At 60.5% G+C, this 15,592-nt stretch carries 14 protein-coding genes; 10 read left to right on the top strand and 4 right to left on the bottom strand.

Going from position 1 to position 15,592, the window contains the following annotated elements; all coding sequences use genetic code 11:
* Positions 1-7: 7 nt before the first annotated feature.
* The 6 genes from ACTG20_RS11855 (at position 8) to ACTG20_RS11830 (ending at position 6,761) form a co-directional block, all read left to right on the top strand.
* Entirely contained in the window at positions 8-991 is a 984-nt protein-coding gene (locus tag ACTG20_RS11855; protein WP_194494812.1) for a DUF58 domain-containing protein, read from the top strand.
* The gene (locus tag ACTG20_RS11850; RefSeq protein WP_151286763.1) at positions 991-1,512 is read left to right on the top strand and encodes a DUF4381 family protein; all 522 of its coding nucleotides are present in this window, start codon (positions 991-993) and stop codon (positions 1,510-1,512) included. Before ACTG20_RS11855 ends, ACTG20_RS11850 begins: the two co-directional genes overlap by 1 nt.
* The gene (locus ACTG20_RS11845; protein WP_194494813.1) at positions 1,505-2,548 is read left to right on the top strand and encodes a vWA domain-containing protein; all 1,044 of its coding nucleotides are present in this window, start codon (positions 1,505-1,507) and stop codon (positions 2,546-2,548) included. Before ACTG20_RS11850 ends, ACTG20_RS11845 begins: the two co-directional genes overlap by 8 nt.
* Entirely contained in the window at positions 2,545-4,275 is a 1,731-nt protein-coding gene (locus ACTG20_RS11840; RefSeq protein ID WP_194494814.1) for a VWA domain-containing protein, read from the top strand. The genes ACTG20_RS11845 and ACTG20_RS11840 overlap by 4 nt, the downstream gene beginning before the upstream one ends.
* Positions 4,276-4,300: 25 nt before the next feature.
* The gene (locus ACTG20_RS11835) at positions 4,301-5,638 is read left to right on the top strand and encodes a BatD family protein (RefSeq protein ID WP_234915281.1); all 1,338 of its coding nucleotides are present in this window, start codon (positions 4,301-4,303) and stop codon (positions 5,636-5,638) included.
* A gap of 187 nt (positions 5,639-5,825) precedes the next feature.
* Positions 5,826-6,761, top strand: coding sequence for a LysR family transcriptional regulator (locus ACTG20_RS11830; RefSeq protein WP_110303097.1), 936 nt, complete (start codon positions 5,826-5,828; stop codon positions 6,759-6,761).
* Here the strand turns inward: ACTG20_RS11830 and ACTG20_RS11825 are convergent.
* The 3 genes from ACTG20_RS11825 to ACTG20_RS11815 are packed head-to-tail and all read right to left on the bottom strand — an operon-like array spanning position 6,758 to position 10,025.
* A complete protein-coding gene (locus ACTG20_RS11825; RefSeq protein WP_110303098.1) occupies positions 6,758-7,558 on the bottom strand; it encodes a formylglycine-generating enzyme family protein in 801 nt (266 codons plus the stop codon). The genes ACTG20_RS11830 and ACTG20_RS11825 overlap by 4 nt on opposite strands.
* Before the next feature lie 34 nt (positions 7,559-7,592).
* Positions 7,593-8,708: a tetratricopeptide repeat protein gene (locus ACTG20_RS11820; RefSeq protein WP_194496204.1), complete on the bottom strand. Its 1,116-nt coding sequence runs from the start codon at positions 8,706-8,708 to the stop codon at positions 7,593-7,595.
* A 3-nt stretch (positions 8,709-8,711) separates the two neighbouring features.
* The gene (locus ACTG20_RS11815; protein WP_194496203.1) at positions 8,712-10,025 is read right to left on the bottom strand and encodes an anaerobic sulfatase maturase; all 1,314 of its coding nucleotides are present in this window, start codon (positions 10,023-10,025) and stop codon (positions 8,712-8,714) included.
* A gap of 340 nt (positions 10,026-10,365) precedes the next feature.
* Here ACTG20_RS11815 and sbcB point away from each other — a divergent pair, with 340 nt between their 5' ends.
* Both sbcB and ACTG20_RS11805 read left to right on the top strand, forming a co-directional pair.
* On the top strand, positions 10,366-11,793 hold the full coding sequence (gene sbcB, locus ACTG20_RS11810) for an exodeoxyribonuclease I (RefSeq protein WP_439987672.1): 1,428 nt from the start codon (positions 10,366-10,368) through the stop codon (positions 11,791-11,793).
* 155 nt (positions 11,794-11,948) lie between these two features.
* Positions 11,949-12,449: a hypothetical protein gene (locus ACTG20_RS11805; RefSeq protein WP_005360277.1), complete on the top strand. Its 501-nt coding sequence runs from the start codon at positions 11,949-11,951 to the stop codon at positions 12,447-12,449.
* A gap of 78 nt (positions 12,450-12,527) precedes the next feature.
* Here ACTG20_RS11805 and ACTG20_RS11800 read toward each other — a convergent pair whose 3' ends face one another.
* Positions 12,528-14,237 (bottom strand): glycoside hydrolase family 36 protein, encoded by a 1,710-nt coding sequence (locus ACTG20_RS11800; RefSeq protein ID WP_194496201.1) that lies wholly within the window; start codon positions 14,235-14,237, stop codon positions 12,528-12,530.
* A gap of 160 nt (positions 14,238-14,397) precedes the next feature.
* On the opposite strand from ACTG20_RS11800, the gene ACTG20_RS11795 reads away from it, so the two are divergent.
* Both ACTG20_RS11795 and ACTG20_RS11790 read left to right on the top strand, forming a co-directional pair.
* The gene (locus ACTG20_RS11795) at positions 14,398-14,754 is read left to right on the top strand and encodes a CidA/LrgA family protein (RefSeq protein ID WP_005333279.1); all 357 of its coding nucleotides are present in this window, start codon (positions 14,398-14,400) and stop codon (positions 14,752-14,754) included.
* Positions 14,751-15,437 (top strand): LrgB family protein, encoded by a 687-nt coding sequence (locus ACTG20_RS11790; RefSeq protein ID WP_194496200.1) that lies wholly within the window; start codon positions 14,751-14,753, stop codon positions 15,435-15,437. Before ACTG20_RS11795 ends, ACTG20_RS11790 begins: the two co-directional genes overlap by 4 nt.
* Positions 15,438-15,592: the final 155 nt, after the last annotated feature.

The raw sequence follows: 15,592 nt of genomic DNA, 5'->3' as shown, positions 1-15,592 counted from the left end.
CGATACCATGACATCTCGCTCCTTATCCCATGACAGGCTGACACAGGGCGGGCAACCGCCCAGTGGTGACCCCCGCATCCACTGCGACTACCTGACACTGGTCCGGCTACAGGGGCTGGTCGGCCAGTTTTCACTGCTACCCAGGCTAAACAGCGGCAACCTGCTGTGCGGCCGCCACCCGTCACGCTTTCGCGGCCGTGGGCTCAACTTTGAAGAGCTGCGCCACTATCAGCAAGGGGATGATATTCGCACCCTGGACTGGAAAGTGACCCTGCGCACCGGCCGCCCACATGTGCGCAGTTATAGCGAAGAGAAAGATCGTCACGTGATCCTCTGCGTTGATCAGCGCAGCGGCATGTTCTTCTCCTCGGTGGAGGTGATGAAGTCGGTGGTGGCCGCCGAAGTGGCTGCCCTGCTCGGCTGGCAAGTACTCAAAGAGAGCGATCGGGTCGGGCTCGCCATTTTGCACTGCGATGGCGTGGCGTGGCTGCGCGGCCAGCGCTCCCGTGGCCACTGGTTGGCAGGGCTGCGCCAGCTCTGTGCCGCCAATCATGCTCTCTCGGCCACCAGCCGCGACAGCGAGGCGACCGGTCTGACCCCCCTGCTGGCGATGCTGGGCCGCCTCAAGTTGAAAAATACCACCCTGATCTTTCTCAGCGACTGGGCAGGCGTCACCGAGGCCGACCTGACCCGCCTCGGTTACTTGCAGCAGCACAACGATGTGCTGGCACTACACATCGCCGATCCCCTCGAGTCGACCCTGTCGACCACAGCCGCTGGCGCCAGCTGGGTAGTCGGCGATGGCCAGTACCAGCTCAATATTGCGCCCCACCAGATCCCTGTGCTGGATCAGGGGCTAGCCCGCCAGCAGCAGCTGAAAAAAGAGCAACTGCTGCGACTGATGGCCCTCAAGGGATTGCCGCTTATCACCCTCGACACCGGTGGCCACCACCTCGCCCGCCTCATTACCGCATTGGGAGGAGATCACTGATGAACCACAAGCTGCCCGGCACCTATATGCTGCGCGAATTGCAGGACGTGACCGTACCACCCACCATCAGCTGGCAACCGCAAACCGCAGGCTGGCTGCTGCTGGCGCTGAGCCTGGGGGCGCTGGCGCTGCTCTGGCTCTATCACCGGGCACAGCGCTGGTGGCAACAGCGTTACCGCCGTGAAGCACAGGCGGCCCTGCGCACGATCAACTGGTCTGATGCCGGGGCCAGTCTGGCGCTGTTTCACCTGATCAAGCAGGTGTTGACCCACCTAGATCCCCGGCACGGCAAGCTGTTTGGCATGGCATTGCTGCAGACCCTCGACAATGCCATGGCTGATAGGCAACCCCGTTTCGCTACCGAACTGGGGGAGCGCTGGCTGGTATCGCTGGTCTGTGATCAGGTGGTGTTAAGCGTCAGTGATCAGCTCTGCCTCGTTTCCCTCTGCAACGACTGGCTTGCCCACCACCAGACTCCAATACAAACAGCCTCGTTGGCGACGGAGGCCCGTCATGCTTGAGGCCGGTCTCGAGTTTGCCCACCCCCACTGTTTCTGGCTGCTGCCCCTGCCGTTGCTGGTGTTTCGCCTTATTCCGGCCTATCGCACCCGGCAGAGTGCCATCAAGGTGCCCTTCTTCGATCTGCTGAGCGATCTGCTGGATGAACCGCCGCGTGAGGGGGCAACCCAACTGACTGCCAGCTGGTGGCAGCGGATCGCCCTGATCACCGTTTGGCTGTTAGCGGTGCTGGCACTGGCCAAGCCCACCATCTATGGCCCGCCTCAGGTGCGCGAGCGGTTCGGGCGGGATGTGATGATAGTGCTGGATCTCTCCGGCTCCATGGCCGAGACCGACTTCTCCCCCGACCCCGGCAAGTCCCTCAGTCGGCTCGACGCCGCCAAAGAGGTGCTTAAACAATTTGCTGCAACGCGTAAAGGAGATCGACTCGGGCTCATCCTGTTTGGGGATGCCGCCTTTCTCCAAGCGCCGTTTACCGCCGAACTCGACACCTGGCAAACCCTGCTGCAGGAGACCGATGTCGCCATGGCAGGCCAGAGTACCCATCTGGGGGATGCCATCGGTCTGGCAATCAAAGTGTTCAACAACAGTGATCGCCACGGGCAACTAGACCAGAACAGCGCCAAGCGGGAGAAAGTCGCCATCATCCTTACCGATGGCAACGACACCGGCAGTTTTGTCAGCCCGCGGGATGCGGCCCGGGTAGCCGCGGTCAACGGTGTGCGGCTGCATACTATCGCCATGGGGGATCCGGCAACCGTCGGCGAACAGGCACTCGATCTCGATACCCTGCAACAGTTGGCGACCCTGACCGGCGGCCAGTTGTTTCAGGCTCTTGATGAGGCGCAGCTGACGCGCGCCTATCAGGTGATCGGTGAGCTGGAGCCACAACGCTACGAAAGCACCCGCTTTCAGACTCGCGAAAGCCTGCACCATTACCTCATCGCCGTCAGCGTCGTCCTCTATCTCACCCTCTTTTCCCTGTTGACCCTCAGGCGCTACCGCCTGCGCACTGCTCTCTCAGGAGACACGCCATGATGGATCCTCTCTACTGGCAACAGCTCTGGCTGAATGCCCACTTTCTGCGCCCCTGGTGGCTGCTGGCCTTGCTCCCCCTTGTCGCAATCCTGCTGCTGCGCTGGCGCATGGATGAAGCAAACAGCTGGCAACAGCGGCTGCCGCCCCATCTGCGCCAGGCGCTGACGCTGGGGGAAACCGGCTGGAAAAAGAACCTGCCCCTCAAGGTGCTGGGGCTGCTGATGGGGCTCGCCATCCTGATCTGCGCAGGGCCGACCTGGAGCCGTGAACCCTCCCCCTTTGGCGAAGATCAGGGCGCCCTGCTGATCCTGCTCGATAACAGCGACTCCATGCTGGAAACGGATATCGCCCCCAACCGGTTGACGCGGGCCAAGCAGAAGATCAGCGATCTGCTGGCGACCCGCGATGGCGGGCGCAACGGGCTGGTGGTCTTTGCCGGCTCGGCCCACACCGCCATGCCGCTGACCCGTGACAATGCCGTCTATGACCCTATCCTCGCCGCCATCCGTCCCGAGATCATGCCTAAAGCGGGCAAGCGCACCGAACAGGTGATCCCGCTGCTCACCGAACTTCTGGCCGATGAGACCGGCAGCACCGTTTTGCTGGTGAGTGATGGCATCAGCCCCTCCGCCATCGCCCCCTTGGCTGACTATTTCCGTGGTCAATCCCGTCAGCTGCTGATCCTGGCCGCTGGCGACCCGGCACTGAGTGGCAAACGCCCGCTGGAGCTTGCCTCATTACGGCGACTGGCCAGTGACAGCGATGGCACCCTGCTCACCATGACGGTAGATAATGGCGACGTAGAGCGCATCAACCGGGGGATTGAACGCAACTTTTTGATCCACAACGACTCCCTGATGCCCTGGCAGGACATGGGTTACTACCTGCTCTTTCCGGTCGTCACCCTGTTGCTGCTCTGGTTTCGCAAAGGCTGGCTGGTGCAGTGGGGTCTGGTGGCAGCCATCAGTCTCTCCCTGTTACAGACGACGCCTGCGCAGGCCACCACCTTCTCGCTGGCGCCCGTAGAGCCGACAGAGCCTGCGATCAATCACTGGGCAAAGGAGCTGAAACAGCAGTGGTTCAACCTCTGGCTCACCCCGGATCAGCAGGGGCAGTGGTACTTCCAGCAAGGTGACTATCTGGAGGCGGCTAAACACTATGAAGATCCCTTCTACAAAGGGGTGGCCTACTACTATGGCGCCGAGTTTGCGCTGGCTCAGTCAGCATTCCTGCAAGCCGACTCAGAACAGGCTCTGCTCTATGCCGGCAATGCCCTCGCCAGACAGCGTGAGTATCTGGCCGCCCGCCGGCTGTTCCGACAACTGGCTGACGAGGCCAGCGACCCGAACGTGCGCCAATCAGCCGCCCACAACTATCAGGTGATGAGCCGGATTGTTGACGAGATCAACCGCGCCAGTCAGAGCCAGACCGGCACGCCGGATGGACCTGATCACTCCAGTGAACTGCCCGATGAAGAGCCACGCAGTGCCGACGGAGCGGAAGAGACCGTGGTTTCATCCCTGATGGCGCGCGAAACCCTGAGCGCAGATCAGATCCTGGCCAATCCGGCGCAGGCCGAAAAGTGGCTGCGCCGGGTGGAGTCTGATCCCAGTGACTTCCTGCAAGCCAAATTCCGCCTCCAGCTACACGCACAGCAAACGGGCGCAACCGCCCGTCCTCGTTCTGCCACCCACAAGGAGCCTACCCATGTGCAACCGGCACAATAAACTCCGCCACTGGCTGTGCAGATATATGGTGACTGCTACCCTGCTCGGGGCCGTGCTGCTCACGGTCGAAGCACAGGCTGCCGAGGCTTCTGATGCGACTGACGCCACTCAGGTAACCCTCAAGAGCTGGCTGAAAGATCAGGGGGGGGAGAAGCGCCCCTATGCCGTCAACCAACAGATCACCCTCTATCTGGAGTTGGCCACCAACCGCTGGTTTACCGCGGGTACCCGCATCGGCCAGTTCGAGCTGCCGGGGGTCATGGTCAAGCAGCGCAGCGAGCTGGCGACCAACTTCACCCTGCGCCGCAATGGCGAGACCTGGTCGCACCAGCGCTGGGAGCTGACGCTTTATCCCCAGCAATCCGGCCAGTTCGAGATCCCCGCCATCGCGGTTCGGGCCACCGTGGCGCGCCCTGAAGGGGGCTCCCGGCAGATCACCCTCACCAGCCACCCTCAGCGTTTTGCCGCCGCTCTGCCCGACCCAGCCCTGACGGTCGGCGGGCGTTGGCTGAGCGCCAGCAATCTCACCCTGAGCCAGCGTTGGCAGCGCTCTGCGGATGACCATGCTGACGGCGAGCTGCGGGTGGGGGATGCTATCACCCGAACTGTTACCGCCAACGGACAGGATACCCTCTCGGTGCTGATCCCGCCGCTGATCACTCCGCTTGCAAGCGATGGGCGGGTACAGGCCTATCCGGCGCAAGCCCGACTGAACGATACCCAGGAGCGGGGGGAGTACCTCTCGACACGGGAAGATCAGACTACCTATATCGTGCAGCGCGGTGGTGAGTTGACCATGCCCGCGCTGGAGCTTGCCTGGTGGAACAGCCAGACTGGCCAGCTGCAAACCCTGACCCTCCCCGGGCTGACCCTGCAAGTGCGCCACTCTCCCGCCTCCTGGCTGGCGACCTACTGGCATCGGTTGCTTGGAGTAGCCGGTGGTGTAGCCCTGCTGGTGCTGGCGCTCCAGGCTATAGCCCGTTACTACCGTCACCACCCTCGCCCGCTCGGCTGGCAATATGGGGCCGCCATCTGGAGCAGGCAGTGGGGGGCGGTGCGGGTACTAGCCTATCGCTATCTGCGGGCCAAGAGGGGTTGGCTGGAACTTAGTCGTGTCAGTTCCGATCCGGTTTGGCAGCAACAACAGGCTGTATTCCAGCAAGATCCACTTGATCGGGCTGATGCGCTCAGGATGGGCTTGCGCCTGCTGCTGCGCCTGCAAAGGCGACGGGGCACCAGTCATGGCAACATCCGCTCACGGTTGGGCCACATTGTCGGCTGGCAAGCGGCCCTGCCGGAATTGCCCCCCCTGACTGGCAAACCGACCTCAGCGGATCAGTCATCCAGCAACGCAAACAGATAAATAAAGTGCGCCACGCAGCAACCACCCCCTGCACTGGTTGTCCCACTTTGCCCACTTCATTACACTGCCAAAGTGGGATACCCGCTGGCTGCCACGCCACCTGACTGGTGTGGCAGGTTCTCCCCTCCGGCTACCCGGCAGTGCCAAGGCAGTGTGATTTTTCCACGAGCATGTAACGAGGCCTCTCTTGTTAGACATCAGAAGTACCGAGCTGAACCTGATCCCGATCTTTGTCGCCATCTATGAAGAGCGCAGCCTATCCCGGGCGGCGACACGCATGGAAATCAGCCAACCCGCCGTCAGCAAGGCCCTCAAGCGACTGCGGGAGATCTACGGTGATCCTCTGTTTAATCGCAAGGTCGTGGGGATGGAGCCCACCTCGTTTGCCATCGACATCTATCCGGCGATGGCGGCCGCGCTGAAAAACTTCAGCTCGACCCTCTCGACCTCGCGCACCTTCAATCCGCGCACTTCCCAGCGAGTCTTCTCCATCGCCTGTGTCAGACTGGTCAGCGCCCAACTGGTCCCGGCGCTGCTGTGCAAGATCCGGGCACACGCCCCAGGTATTTCGCTCGAGGTGCATCCCCTCTTTACCGAGGATATGGAGAGTGACCTGCGGATGCAGCGTTATGATCTCATCATCGACATGACCCAGAGCGGGCGCAGCATGCTCAAGAGCGAGGTGCTCTATGGCGAGCAGGTGAAGGTGGTGTGTGCCAGCAACCACCCGCGACTGGGCAGCGACTTGACGGTGGAGGCCTATTTTACCGAGGAGCATGTGGCGTTGGCCCAGTGGCAGGTCAGAGGCAGCATGATCACTGCCGAGCACCTGCCGCAAATGGCCAACCGCAATATCGTGGTACGGGTGCCGACCGCCATGGAGATGCTGCCCATCATTGCGTGCAGCGAGATCATCGGAGTCTTGCCCACCTCCATCATAAATACCTTTGCCGGCATGTATGATGTGCGGGTACTCCCCTTCCCCTTCGAGGAATCAGTATTCAGCCTGTCGGCCATCTGGCATCCCAGCCGGACCACCGAGGCGGGTCACCGCTGGCTGCGCCAGCAGCTGTTCGAAGTGGTCAGCGAGCTGGGGCTGACCACCTCCATCGTTCAGCCCTAACGGGCATCTCGCACCAGTCGCAATCCCATGTCAGCCATCATCACCGACTGGCTGGCGAAATCACGCCGGAAATTTTCAGACAATTCAGCCTCATAGGCGTAGCTGCCGCCTCGCACCGACTTATGGGCGAGGTGGCTCTTGCTCTCCTGGGCATTGTTCGGGTTCTCTTGAGGACTATGGCGATAGAAGGTCTCTTCATAGGCATCAGCCACAAACTCCCCCACATTGCCGGTCATGTCGTATAGCCCCAGCTCGTTGGGCTTTTTCAGCCCCACCGGATAGGCGCGATTCTTGGCGTTACCGCTGTACCAGGCCACTTCATCAATCTGATCGGAGCCGCTATAACGATAGCCTTTACTCAGCTTGCCCCCCTTGGCTGCATACTCCCACTCAGCTTCGGTGGGCAGGCGGTAGTGAGCGCCGGTCAACTCATTGAGCCTTGTCACAAACAGATTGGCCTGTTGCCAGCTGAGGTTGTTGACCGGTACATCCGGTGCCTGGAAATAGCTGATGGAGGGGCCCATCACCGCTTCGAACAGGGCCTGGGTCACCTCGAATTTTGCCATGTAGAAGCTGTTGAGCGAGACCGTATGCTGCGGCCCTTCGCTCGCTTTGGCGGCAGGGTCGTTGGAGCCCATCTCAAAACGGCCCCCTTCCACCAGCACCATGTCCGCTTCAACCTTCTGTCGCAGCGGATGGGGCGGCTGGTTACCCTGTTTGACCGAGAGAGTGCAGCCAGCCACCAGCAGGGTGGTCGCCAGCAACGGAATTGCGCATTTGAACGGTATGATCGTCATAACTTGACCTGTGCAGTAAGAGAAGTGGCAGCCATCACTGGCCAGCGGAAACCGGCGGCGCGCTCGTCTTGCTCGCGCGCTTGCTATTGAGCTCGGCCAGCACCTCGGGGGGCGCAATCTTGCCAAGTTCACTCATGCAGGCATCGCTCTTGGGGTGATCGTGGCGAAGGTAGATATCGCACACCGCATAGAGCTGCTCCGGCGCGCCGGAGATCCGGTAGGCCAGCTCGAACGAGCCGATGGCTTTCTCGAGATCCTGCGGCTCTTGCAGCACCCCGTTGAGATACCAGAAGTAGCTGTTATTGCTAGCGAGCTCCGCCGCCTGTGCCATGGTGACTGCCGCTTCGCTCTTCTGATCGAGGCGCACCTGGGTCAGCGCCTTGGCGTAATGGAGGTTGGCATTCTGCGGCAGCGCAAGGATCCCCTTGTTGAGCAAGGCCAGCGCCTCGGCATCCCGTTGCTGGGCCCGCAAGTTGTCAGAGAGACCAAGCCAGATCAGGGGATTATCGGGCTGATTGGCCAGCAGGTGTTCGTAGCTTGCCTGCGCCTTGTCCCACTGCCGGGTCCAGCGATAGAGATCTGCCTGCAACAGCTGCTGCGCAGGGTCCTGCTGCCGGGCGAGATACTCGCTCACCTCCGCCAGCGGCTGGCCAATGGCGCTCAGTTGCCCCTCATTCATGGCGCCATAATCGCGAGCCAGATTGAGGGTAGCGGCGCGGCGAACCTCGGCACTGCTGTCAGCCAGCAGTGGTGAGAGCAGTCGCCAGCGGTGCGCAAACTGATAGGGATCGGCAGCAATCACCGCCGCTTCGCGCACCAATGCGTGCTCATCACGCAGGCTTCTGGCCACCGCCACCAGACTGTTCTGGTTCGGATAAGCCGCCAGCTGGCGCAGGGCATCGGCCCGCTCCACCGCTGGCAGGGAGATATCCTGCGCACTGTAGGCCCACTGCTGGATCTGGGCGGCTGAGGGGGCACTGGCCGCCACGGATGCGGTGGGTACCCCATTCGCTGATGAGGTGACCGGCGGCGCAGGGCTGGCTACCGCCAGCGCTGCGCCAGACAGGGTCATGCCAAGGGCCAACCACAAGGCGCCCATGGTGCCGGAGCGGGTGTGACGGAACTCGCAGCGACTCAACATGCTCTGCATCGCTTATTTCCTCTGACCATGTGTCATGACGCCGTTATTCATCCCCGCATCACGATACTTGCCATGGGCCACAGGGTAACCGGCACGGCGCAGGATATAGGCCATCGACTGATCGATATGGCTGAAAAACTTGTACCAACCGGCACAGAGGTAATTCAGACCTGCCTCCCCTTCGTGGGTGCGAATAAAGCGATTCTTCGGGCACTCCCCATAGCAGGCAAACTGGTAGTCACACTGCTGGCATTGGCGGGTCAGGCTGCGCGATTTGGCAAAGCCGAAGGCTTGCTGGGCGGGCGAATACGCCAGTTCACTGAGCGGCTGATGGTGGATATTGCCGATCTTGTACTTGGGATAGACATAGTGGTCACAGGCAAACACATCGCCGTTGGGCTCCATCGCCAGCCCCTTGCCGCAGATCTCCCCCAAGGTACAGAGGGGGTTCTTGCGTCCCATCCAGGTCTCGACACTCGCCTCGAAATATTGCACGAAGACCCGTCCCAGATCCCGCTGCACCCACTCATCGAAAATGGTGATGAGAAAATCCCCCCACCCCTCGGCCGAGACGCACCAGGGCTCGACCACCGATTTTTTGTGCCAGGGATTGAGGCGCTTGTCCCCCTGCTTGAGTTGCTCCTGCGGTTGCCAGGTCTGGGGCGCGGTGGTGCGAAAACTCTTCTGCTCGACGATGGGGATAAACTGCATCTGGGGCGACTTCACCTCATCACGCAGGAAGCGATAAACCTCCAGCGCATTCTTGCTGGTGAGGTTGTTGACGCAAGTCAGGGTGGCAAACTTCACCTTGTATTTATGCAGCAACGCCACCGCCGCCATCACCTGATTGAAGGTACCGCGCCCCGCTCGGTTGACCCGATAGGCGTTGTGCAGCAACTCGGGGCCATCGATGCTCAGACCGATGAGAAAGTTGTTGGCGGCCAGAAATTCACACCACTCATCGTTGAGCAGGATGCCGTTGGTCTGCAGATCGTTAGCGATCACCACCCCTTGCGGCTGGTATTTGCGCTGCAACTCAACCACCTTGCGAAAATAGTCGAGCCCGAGCAACGTCGGCTCGCCCCCCTGCCAGGAGAAGATGATCTCGGGGGTATTCTGCCCCTCGATATATTGACGGATATATGTCTCAAGGGTCTGCTCATCCATCTGGGGCGAACACCCCTTCTTGTATTCCAGCAGATCCTGCTTGCTGAGGTAGTAGCAGTAGGTACAGTCGATGTTACACACGGCCCCGATAGGTTTGGCCATCACATGCATCCGCTTGGATGCCTTGCCGTTGAACTGTGGACCCTGAGTAATCACCATAACTGCACCACCTGCAAAATTGCTGTTTTGAGGCCTGCAGTCTAAAGGCTCCCGCTGTCACACGCTGGTTATACCCCTTATAACCAGCGGATATGGGACCAGGCTAACATTCTGATGTCATAAAAAATCATCGCATCCTACGAGATAAATTGGTCGTATAGTCCCGGTGAGCAAGACAGAAGTGCATAAGATATCGGGAGCAACCGCCCAATAAACCGCCACCTGCACGGCTCGCCCTTCGTTCTGCCTGCGCTATGGTTTACCATGCAGGCAATTGTGGTGCCTGGCACCGCCCACCCAGGCGCTAGCCGCCGTCATCGGATACCTCATCTCGAGCAACATGAGCAAAAAAGCACACGCGGGCAACGAGCCAACATTCTACTTTCACGACTACGAAACTTTCGGCATCAGCCCCGCCAAGGACAGGCCGTCGCAGTTTGCCGGTATTCGCACCGATGCAGATTTCAACCTCATTGGCGAGCCGCTGGTCATTTATTGCAAACCGCCGGCGGACTATCTGCCAGATCCGGAGGCGTGCCTGATTACCGGTATCACACCACAAAAGGCAATGAAGGATGGGCTGTGCGAGGCGGATTTCATTCGCCAGATCCACGAGCAATTCGCCACGCCGAATACCTGTGTGCTTGGCTACAACAGCATCCGCTTCGATGATGAAGTGACCCGCTACACCCTCTATCGCAACTTCTATGACCCCTATGCCTACAGCTGGCAGAACGGCAACTCCCGATGGGATATTCTCGACATGCTGCGGGCCTGCTATGCCCTGCGGCCGGAGGGGATCGAGTGGGCCTTTGACGATGAAGGAAAACCGAGTTTCAGACTTGAAAAGCTGACGGTCGCCAACGGCGTTACTCACGCCAATGCCCACGATGCACTCTCGGACGTGCTGGCCACCATCGAGATGGCCAAGCTGGTGAAAAAAGCCCAACCCAAGCTGTTTGGTTATCTCTTTGATCTGCGTAACAAAAACAAGGTGAAGGCGCTGATTGACGTGGTGACCATGAAGCCACTGGTGCATGTCTCCGGCATGTTCTCCCCCTGGCAGGGTTGTGCAAGCTGGGTCTCGCCGCTCGCCTGGCACCCCAACAACCAGAACGCGGTGATCATGGTGGATCTGACCCGCGACCCCACCCCGCTCATTGAACTCTCCAGCGAGGAGATCCGCGAGCGCCTCTACACCAAGAAAGAGGAGCTGGGGGATCTGGCGGGCATTCCGGTCAAACTGGTGCACATCAACAAGTGCCCGGTGCTGGCGCCGGCCGCCACCCTGACGGCGGAGCGCGCCGACGAGCTCGGCATCAATCGGGAGCAGTGCCGCAAGAGCCTGGATCTGCTGCGCGCCCACCCCGAGGTGCGGGAAAAACTGGTGGAAGTGTTCAATCAGGAGTTTGCCGGCAGCAATGAGAGCGACCCCGATACCCAGCTCTACGCCGGATTCTTTGGCCATGGCGACAAGTCCACCATGGATCTGGTGCGTGCCACCCCCGCGGATCTGCTGGGTGAGCGGGAGTTCGCCTTTACCGACTCCCGGCTGCCGGAGATGCTGTTCCGCTATCGTGCCCGCAACTGGCCACACACCTTGAGCGAAGCAGAGCAGAAGCGCTGGCGCCTGCACTGCAGCGACTACTTCAGCCGCCGTCTGCCGGACTACGTGCCCCGTCTCGAGGCGCTGGCAGAGCAGAACCAGAGTAACGAACGGAACTTTGCGATTCTAAAGAGTCTCTATCACTATCTGGAAGATTTATGAGTTGTGAGTAGTTTCACAATAAATCCTTCCCGCCCATCCCCTTCTTCAGGTCATAATGACGAAGGGGATTTCCCCAAAAACCAATATCTTGCAACATCCTGAGCGGATGTCTCCCAAGCAAGAGATCTCTTTGGCCGAATGGAAGCCATTTGCTGATGCCTCGTCACCACGCACTGCTCGGATTACTGGCCCTGCTGCCGCTGGCAGCCAACGCCGCATACCGGTTCGATGTGCCGGACTATCTTGCTCGCCTGCCCGAGCAGACCTATCGCATCGTAGAACAGAACTTCAACACCCTTTATCAGCAGACTGATTTCACTCCCCTGATCACCAACAGCTACTTCAACGGCTCCCATCTCTACAAGTTTGTCGGGGTACCGCTGGCCATCAGCGCACAGTCAGGTTTCCAGCTGGAGGTGTTTGGTCAGGTCTATAACCGCGCTTCGCAAGCCTATATGCACCTGAGCGAGGATATGTCCCTCTATCGGGTGATGCGGGTCGATCTGATGGGGAACCCCAATGATCAACTGGCCATCGGTTTTGGTCTGGGGGTGCCCATCACCCCGTTGCTGACCCTCAAGGCGATCGCCTCCGGCAGTGATATCCCGGGCTATGGCTCCGCCAAATACGCCGTCGGTTTTGAGTGGCGTTACTGAAAAACGTGACTGATAACCGCTGATTGAAACAATTCAGGCTCCGTGATGGAGCCTGAATTGTATGTGGTGACGCTGTGATCAGGTGTAGCGGATCACCCGCCCCTCACCCCCTTGCAGGGTGACAGCCGTGCCGACAGCCTGTCCCAGCCAACAATCGGTTCCCCCCTCCGGCAGCAGAAACTCCTGTGGTTGCCCCTCCCAGTTGAACAGGCAGAGCAGAGTGCCGCCCTCGGGCAGGCTTACTTCGCCGCAGGCAAAGTCCATCGATTCGAAACGGGCAGAGGGTGCCCGGGCGGCGCAGAGCGCCAGCAACTTGCACAGTTGCGCAGCCTGCTCCTCATCGAGATCTTGCAGCCGATCACCGGCCAGCATCATGCCACCGCTCGCCACCAGCGCTGCCAGATGGAAGCTGTAATCCGCCTTGCTGGCCTGCTGGCTCGGCAGATCCCGCAGGCAAATGCAGTCGGGGTCGAGTGCCCAGAGCTTGTCGTTCTGCCAGGCACGGCAGAAGGCCTCGCGGGCGATCTGGCGATAGCGGTGGCCGTTGCGCTCCACGTCATCGCTCACCCGCATGCCGTGCACCAGCCCAAGGCTTGGCCAGATGGGCGCGTTGCAACCGAGCAGGAAAGCGCCATCGCCAGCACCACGCAGGATGGCAGCCATGCCGCGCCGGTAGGCTTCAACCCTGGTGGCGGCCGGATCGTGGAAGCGGCCACCGTGGATAGCGCCCCAGAAGTTGGCATCGAGCTTGAAGTAGTGGATGCCCCACTGCTCGCGCAAGGTACGGAACACCTGTTCAAGGTGCGCTTGCACCTCGGGGTGGGTGCCGTCCAGCACATACCAGGGGGTGCAGCGCCAACCGCCATAGGTGACCCGCTCGGAGGGGAGCGGCAGGCCGTCATCCCCCTTCACAAACCAGTCGGGATGATCCTGAAACACCTGCGAAGTGGGCTCTGCAATAAAGGGAGCGACCCAGAGGGCAGGCTCGCAGCCAGCCTGTTTGATCTCCGCAGCCAGTGAGGCTACACCTTGCTCGAACTTGGCCGACGGAGTGAGCCAGTCGCCCATTTTGGCCTGATAGCCGTCGTCAATCTGCACATAACGCAGGGCCGGAAAGCGCTCGGCACGCACCTGCAGGTTCTCGCGAATATCAGCAGCGCTCACCTCGGCGTAGTAGTGATACCAGGAGCACCAGCCGCTCGGGCGCTCACTTACCTTACCGATCAGCGAGCCGTGCTCGGCCTCGATCAGTTGTGCCAGCTCGGCCAGCAGATCCTCGCGCTCCGCCCCTTCGAGGCAGATCAGTGCCTCGCTCTGCCAGTGCTCACCGGCTGCAAGTTTTCGCCCTTCGCAGTTCATCAGGATCTGCAAGCGGCCATCGGGATAGAGACGAAACTCCCCGCCAAAACGGTGGCAGCTGGCAAAGGCGAGCAGCAGCCACCCCTTGCCATGCTCCACCAGCAACAGGTTGTGAATGGTGTGATAGCCATTGTCATCGGTGATGCGATAGATGCTGGCATCGGGGCAACGGCCGACATGTTGCGGTGATTGCCAGCAACCCATGGTCTGGGCCAGCATCTGGAATCCTTCGCCATAGATGGCGCTCTCCACCGGCAGGCCAAGCTTGCCGTCAAACAGCACCCAGCGCTCAACCGGAGTGGCATCAGCGCCGGTGTTGTCGAGTCGCACCCGACACAGGGGCCCTTCCCACTGACGGGTTTGCAGCAGATGGGGTGGCAACGCAGTATCGTTCGCCAGCTGGCGAACTCGGGACAAAAGGGATGTCATCACTACTCCTTGTAGTTCGAAAAGGGTTCTATCAGGCACTTTTCAAAAAATGCCAATCAAATCAGCTTCAAACGAACTGATTTCAGTTGTTATTGTTTTAATGCCGCGACCCGGCCTCTCTGGTAAACTGCGATTTTTCTTCCCAGTCGATGAGGTTCACGTGATCGCGCAACGCGCCTTGCTGTACTTTCGTGACTTTATGGTCATCGTCGCCTGCCTGCTGGCAGGCAAATCCGTGGCAGCCATCCTGCCGTTCGCCTTTCCCGGCAGTATCATCGGCATGCTGTTGCTGTTCGTGCTGCTCTCCCTGCAACTGATCAAGCTGCACTGGGTCGAGCTGGGGGCTGGCTTACTGCTACGCCACATGGGCGTGCTGTTCGTGCCGGTCGCGGTCGGACTGGTGGCCTGGCTTGAGCCCCTGCGCCAATCCTTCGGCGTCATCATGCTCTGTATCGTGCTCGGGATCGTGCTGATCCTCGCCACCGTTGGCCGGCTCTACCAGAGGATGAACAAATGATCTTCTGGCTAGCGATCCCTCTGACCCTGGCGCTCTATTTCGCCACCCGCGCCCTCTATCGCCGCCTGCCCTGGCCCATCATCAACCCGGTGCTGGTGCCGACCGCGGTGATCATCGGCCTGCTGCTCTGGCTCAACCTGCCCCTTGAGCAGTACGAGCGCGGCAGCAGCCCCATTACCATGCTGCTGGAGCCCGCCGTAGTGGCGCTGGCGCTGCCGCTCTATCAACAGGCGCGCCAGATCCAGGCCAAGCTCAAGCCCATCCTAATCTGTACCCTCGCCTCCGTCTTGATCTCGGTGTGCACAACCTTGCTGATCGGTCATTTTATGGGCACAGATCCGGCACTGCTCGCCTCCCTTGCCACCAAATCCATCACCACCCCGCTCGCCATGAGCGTCAGCCAGTCCATCGGCGGCATTCCAGCCATCGCGGCCGCCGTGGTGGTGGTGGTGGGGATTGTCGGTGCCCTGATCGGCTACCCGCTGCTCAGATTGCTCAAAGTGACCGACCCGGAAGCCCAAGGGCTCGCCATGGGGGCCTGTGCCCACGCCATCGGCACCGCCACCTCCGCCGAGAAGGGGATAACCCAGGGGGCCTTTGCATCGCTCGCCATGGTGGTGTGCGGGATCCTCACCGCTGCCGTCGCCCCGCTGCTGTTTGCCATCTATCACTGGCTGATCTGATCACCCCATTGACCACCTGTTGACCATTCCGGGGGGCCTGCTGGCCTCTCGGGGTGCGACCTGCCGCACAATTTGCACAAGACAAACGTTTCCATTACCATCCCCCTCCGTTTGCCCGTCAGGGCGTGAGCCTGCTCACACATTTACCCGAGCTT

This window comes from Aeromonas sp. 84A, assembly GCF_051919345.1.
Taxonomy (GTDB): domain Bacteria; phylum Pseudomonadota; class Gammaproteobacteria; order Enterobacterales; family Aeromonadaceae; genus Aeromonas; species Aeromonas veronii.
Note: the sequence above shows the minus strand (reverse complement) of the source record. Positions and strands in the feature narration are given on the sequence as shown.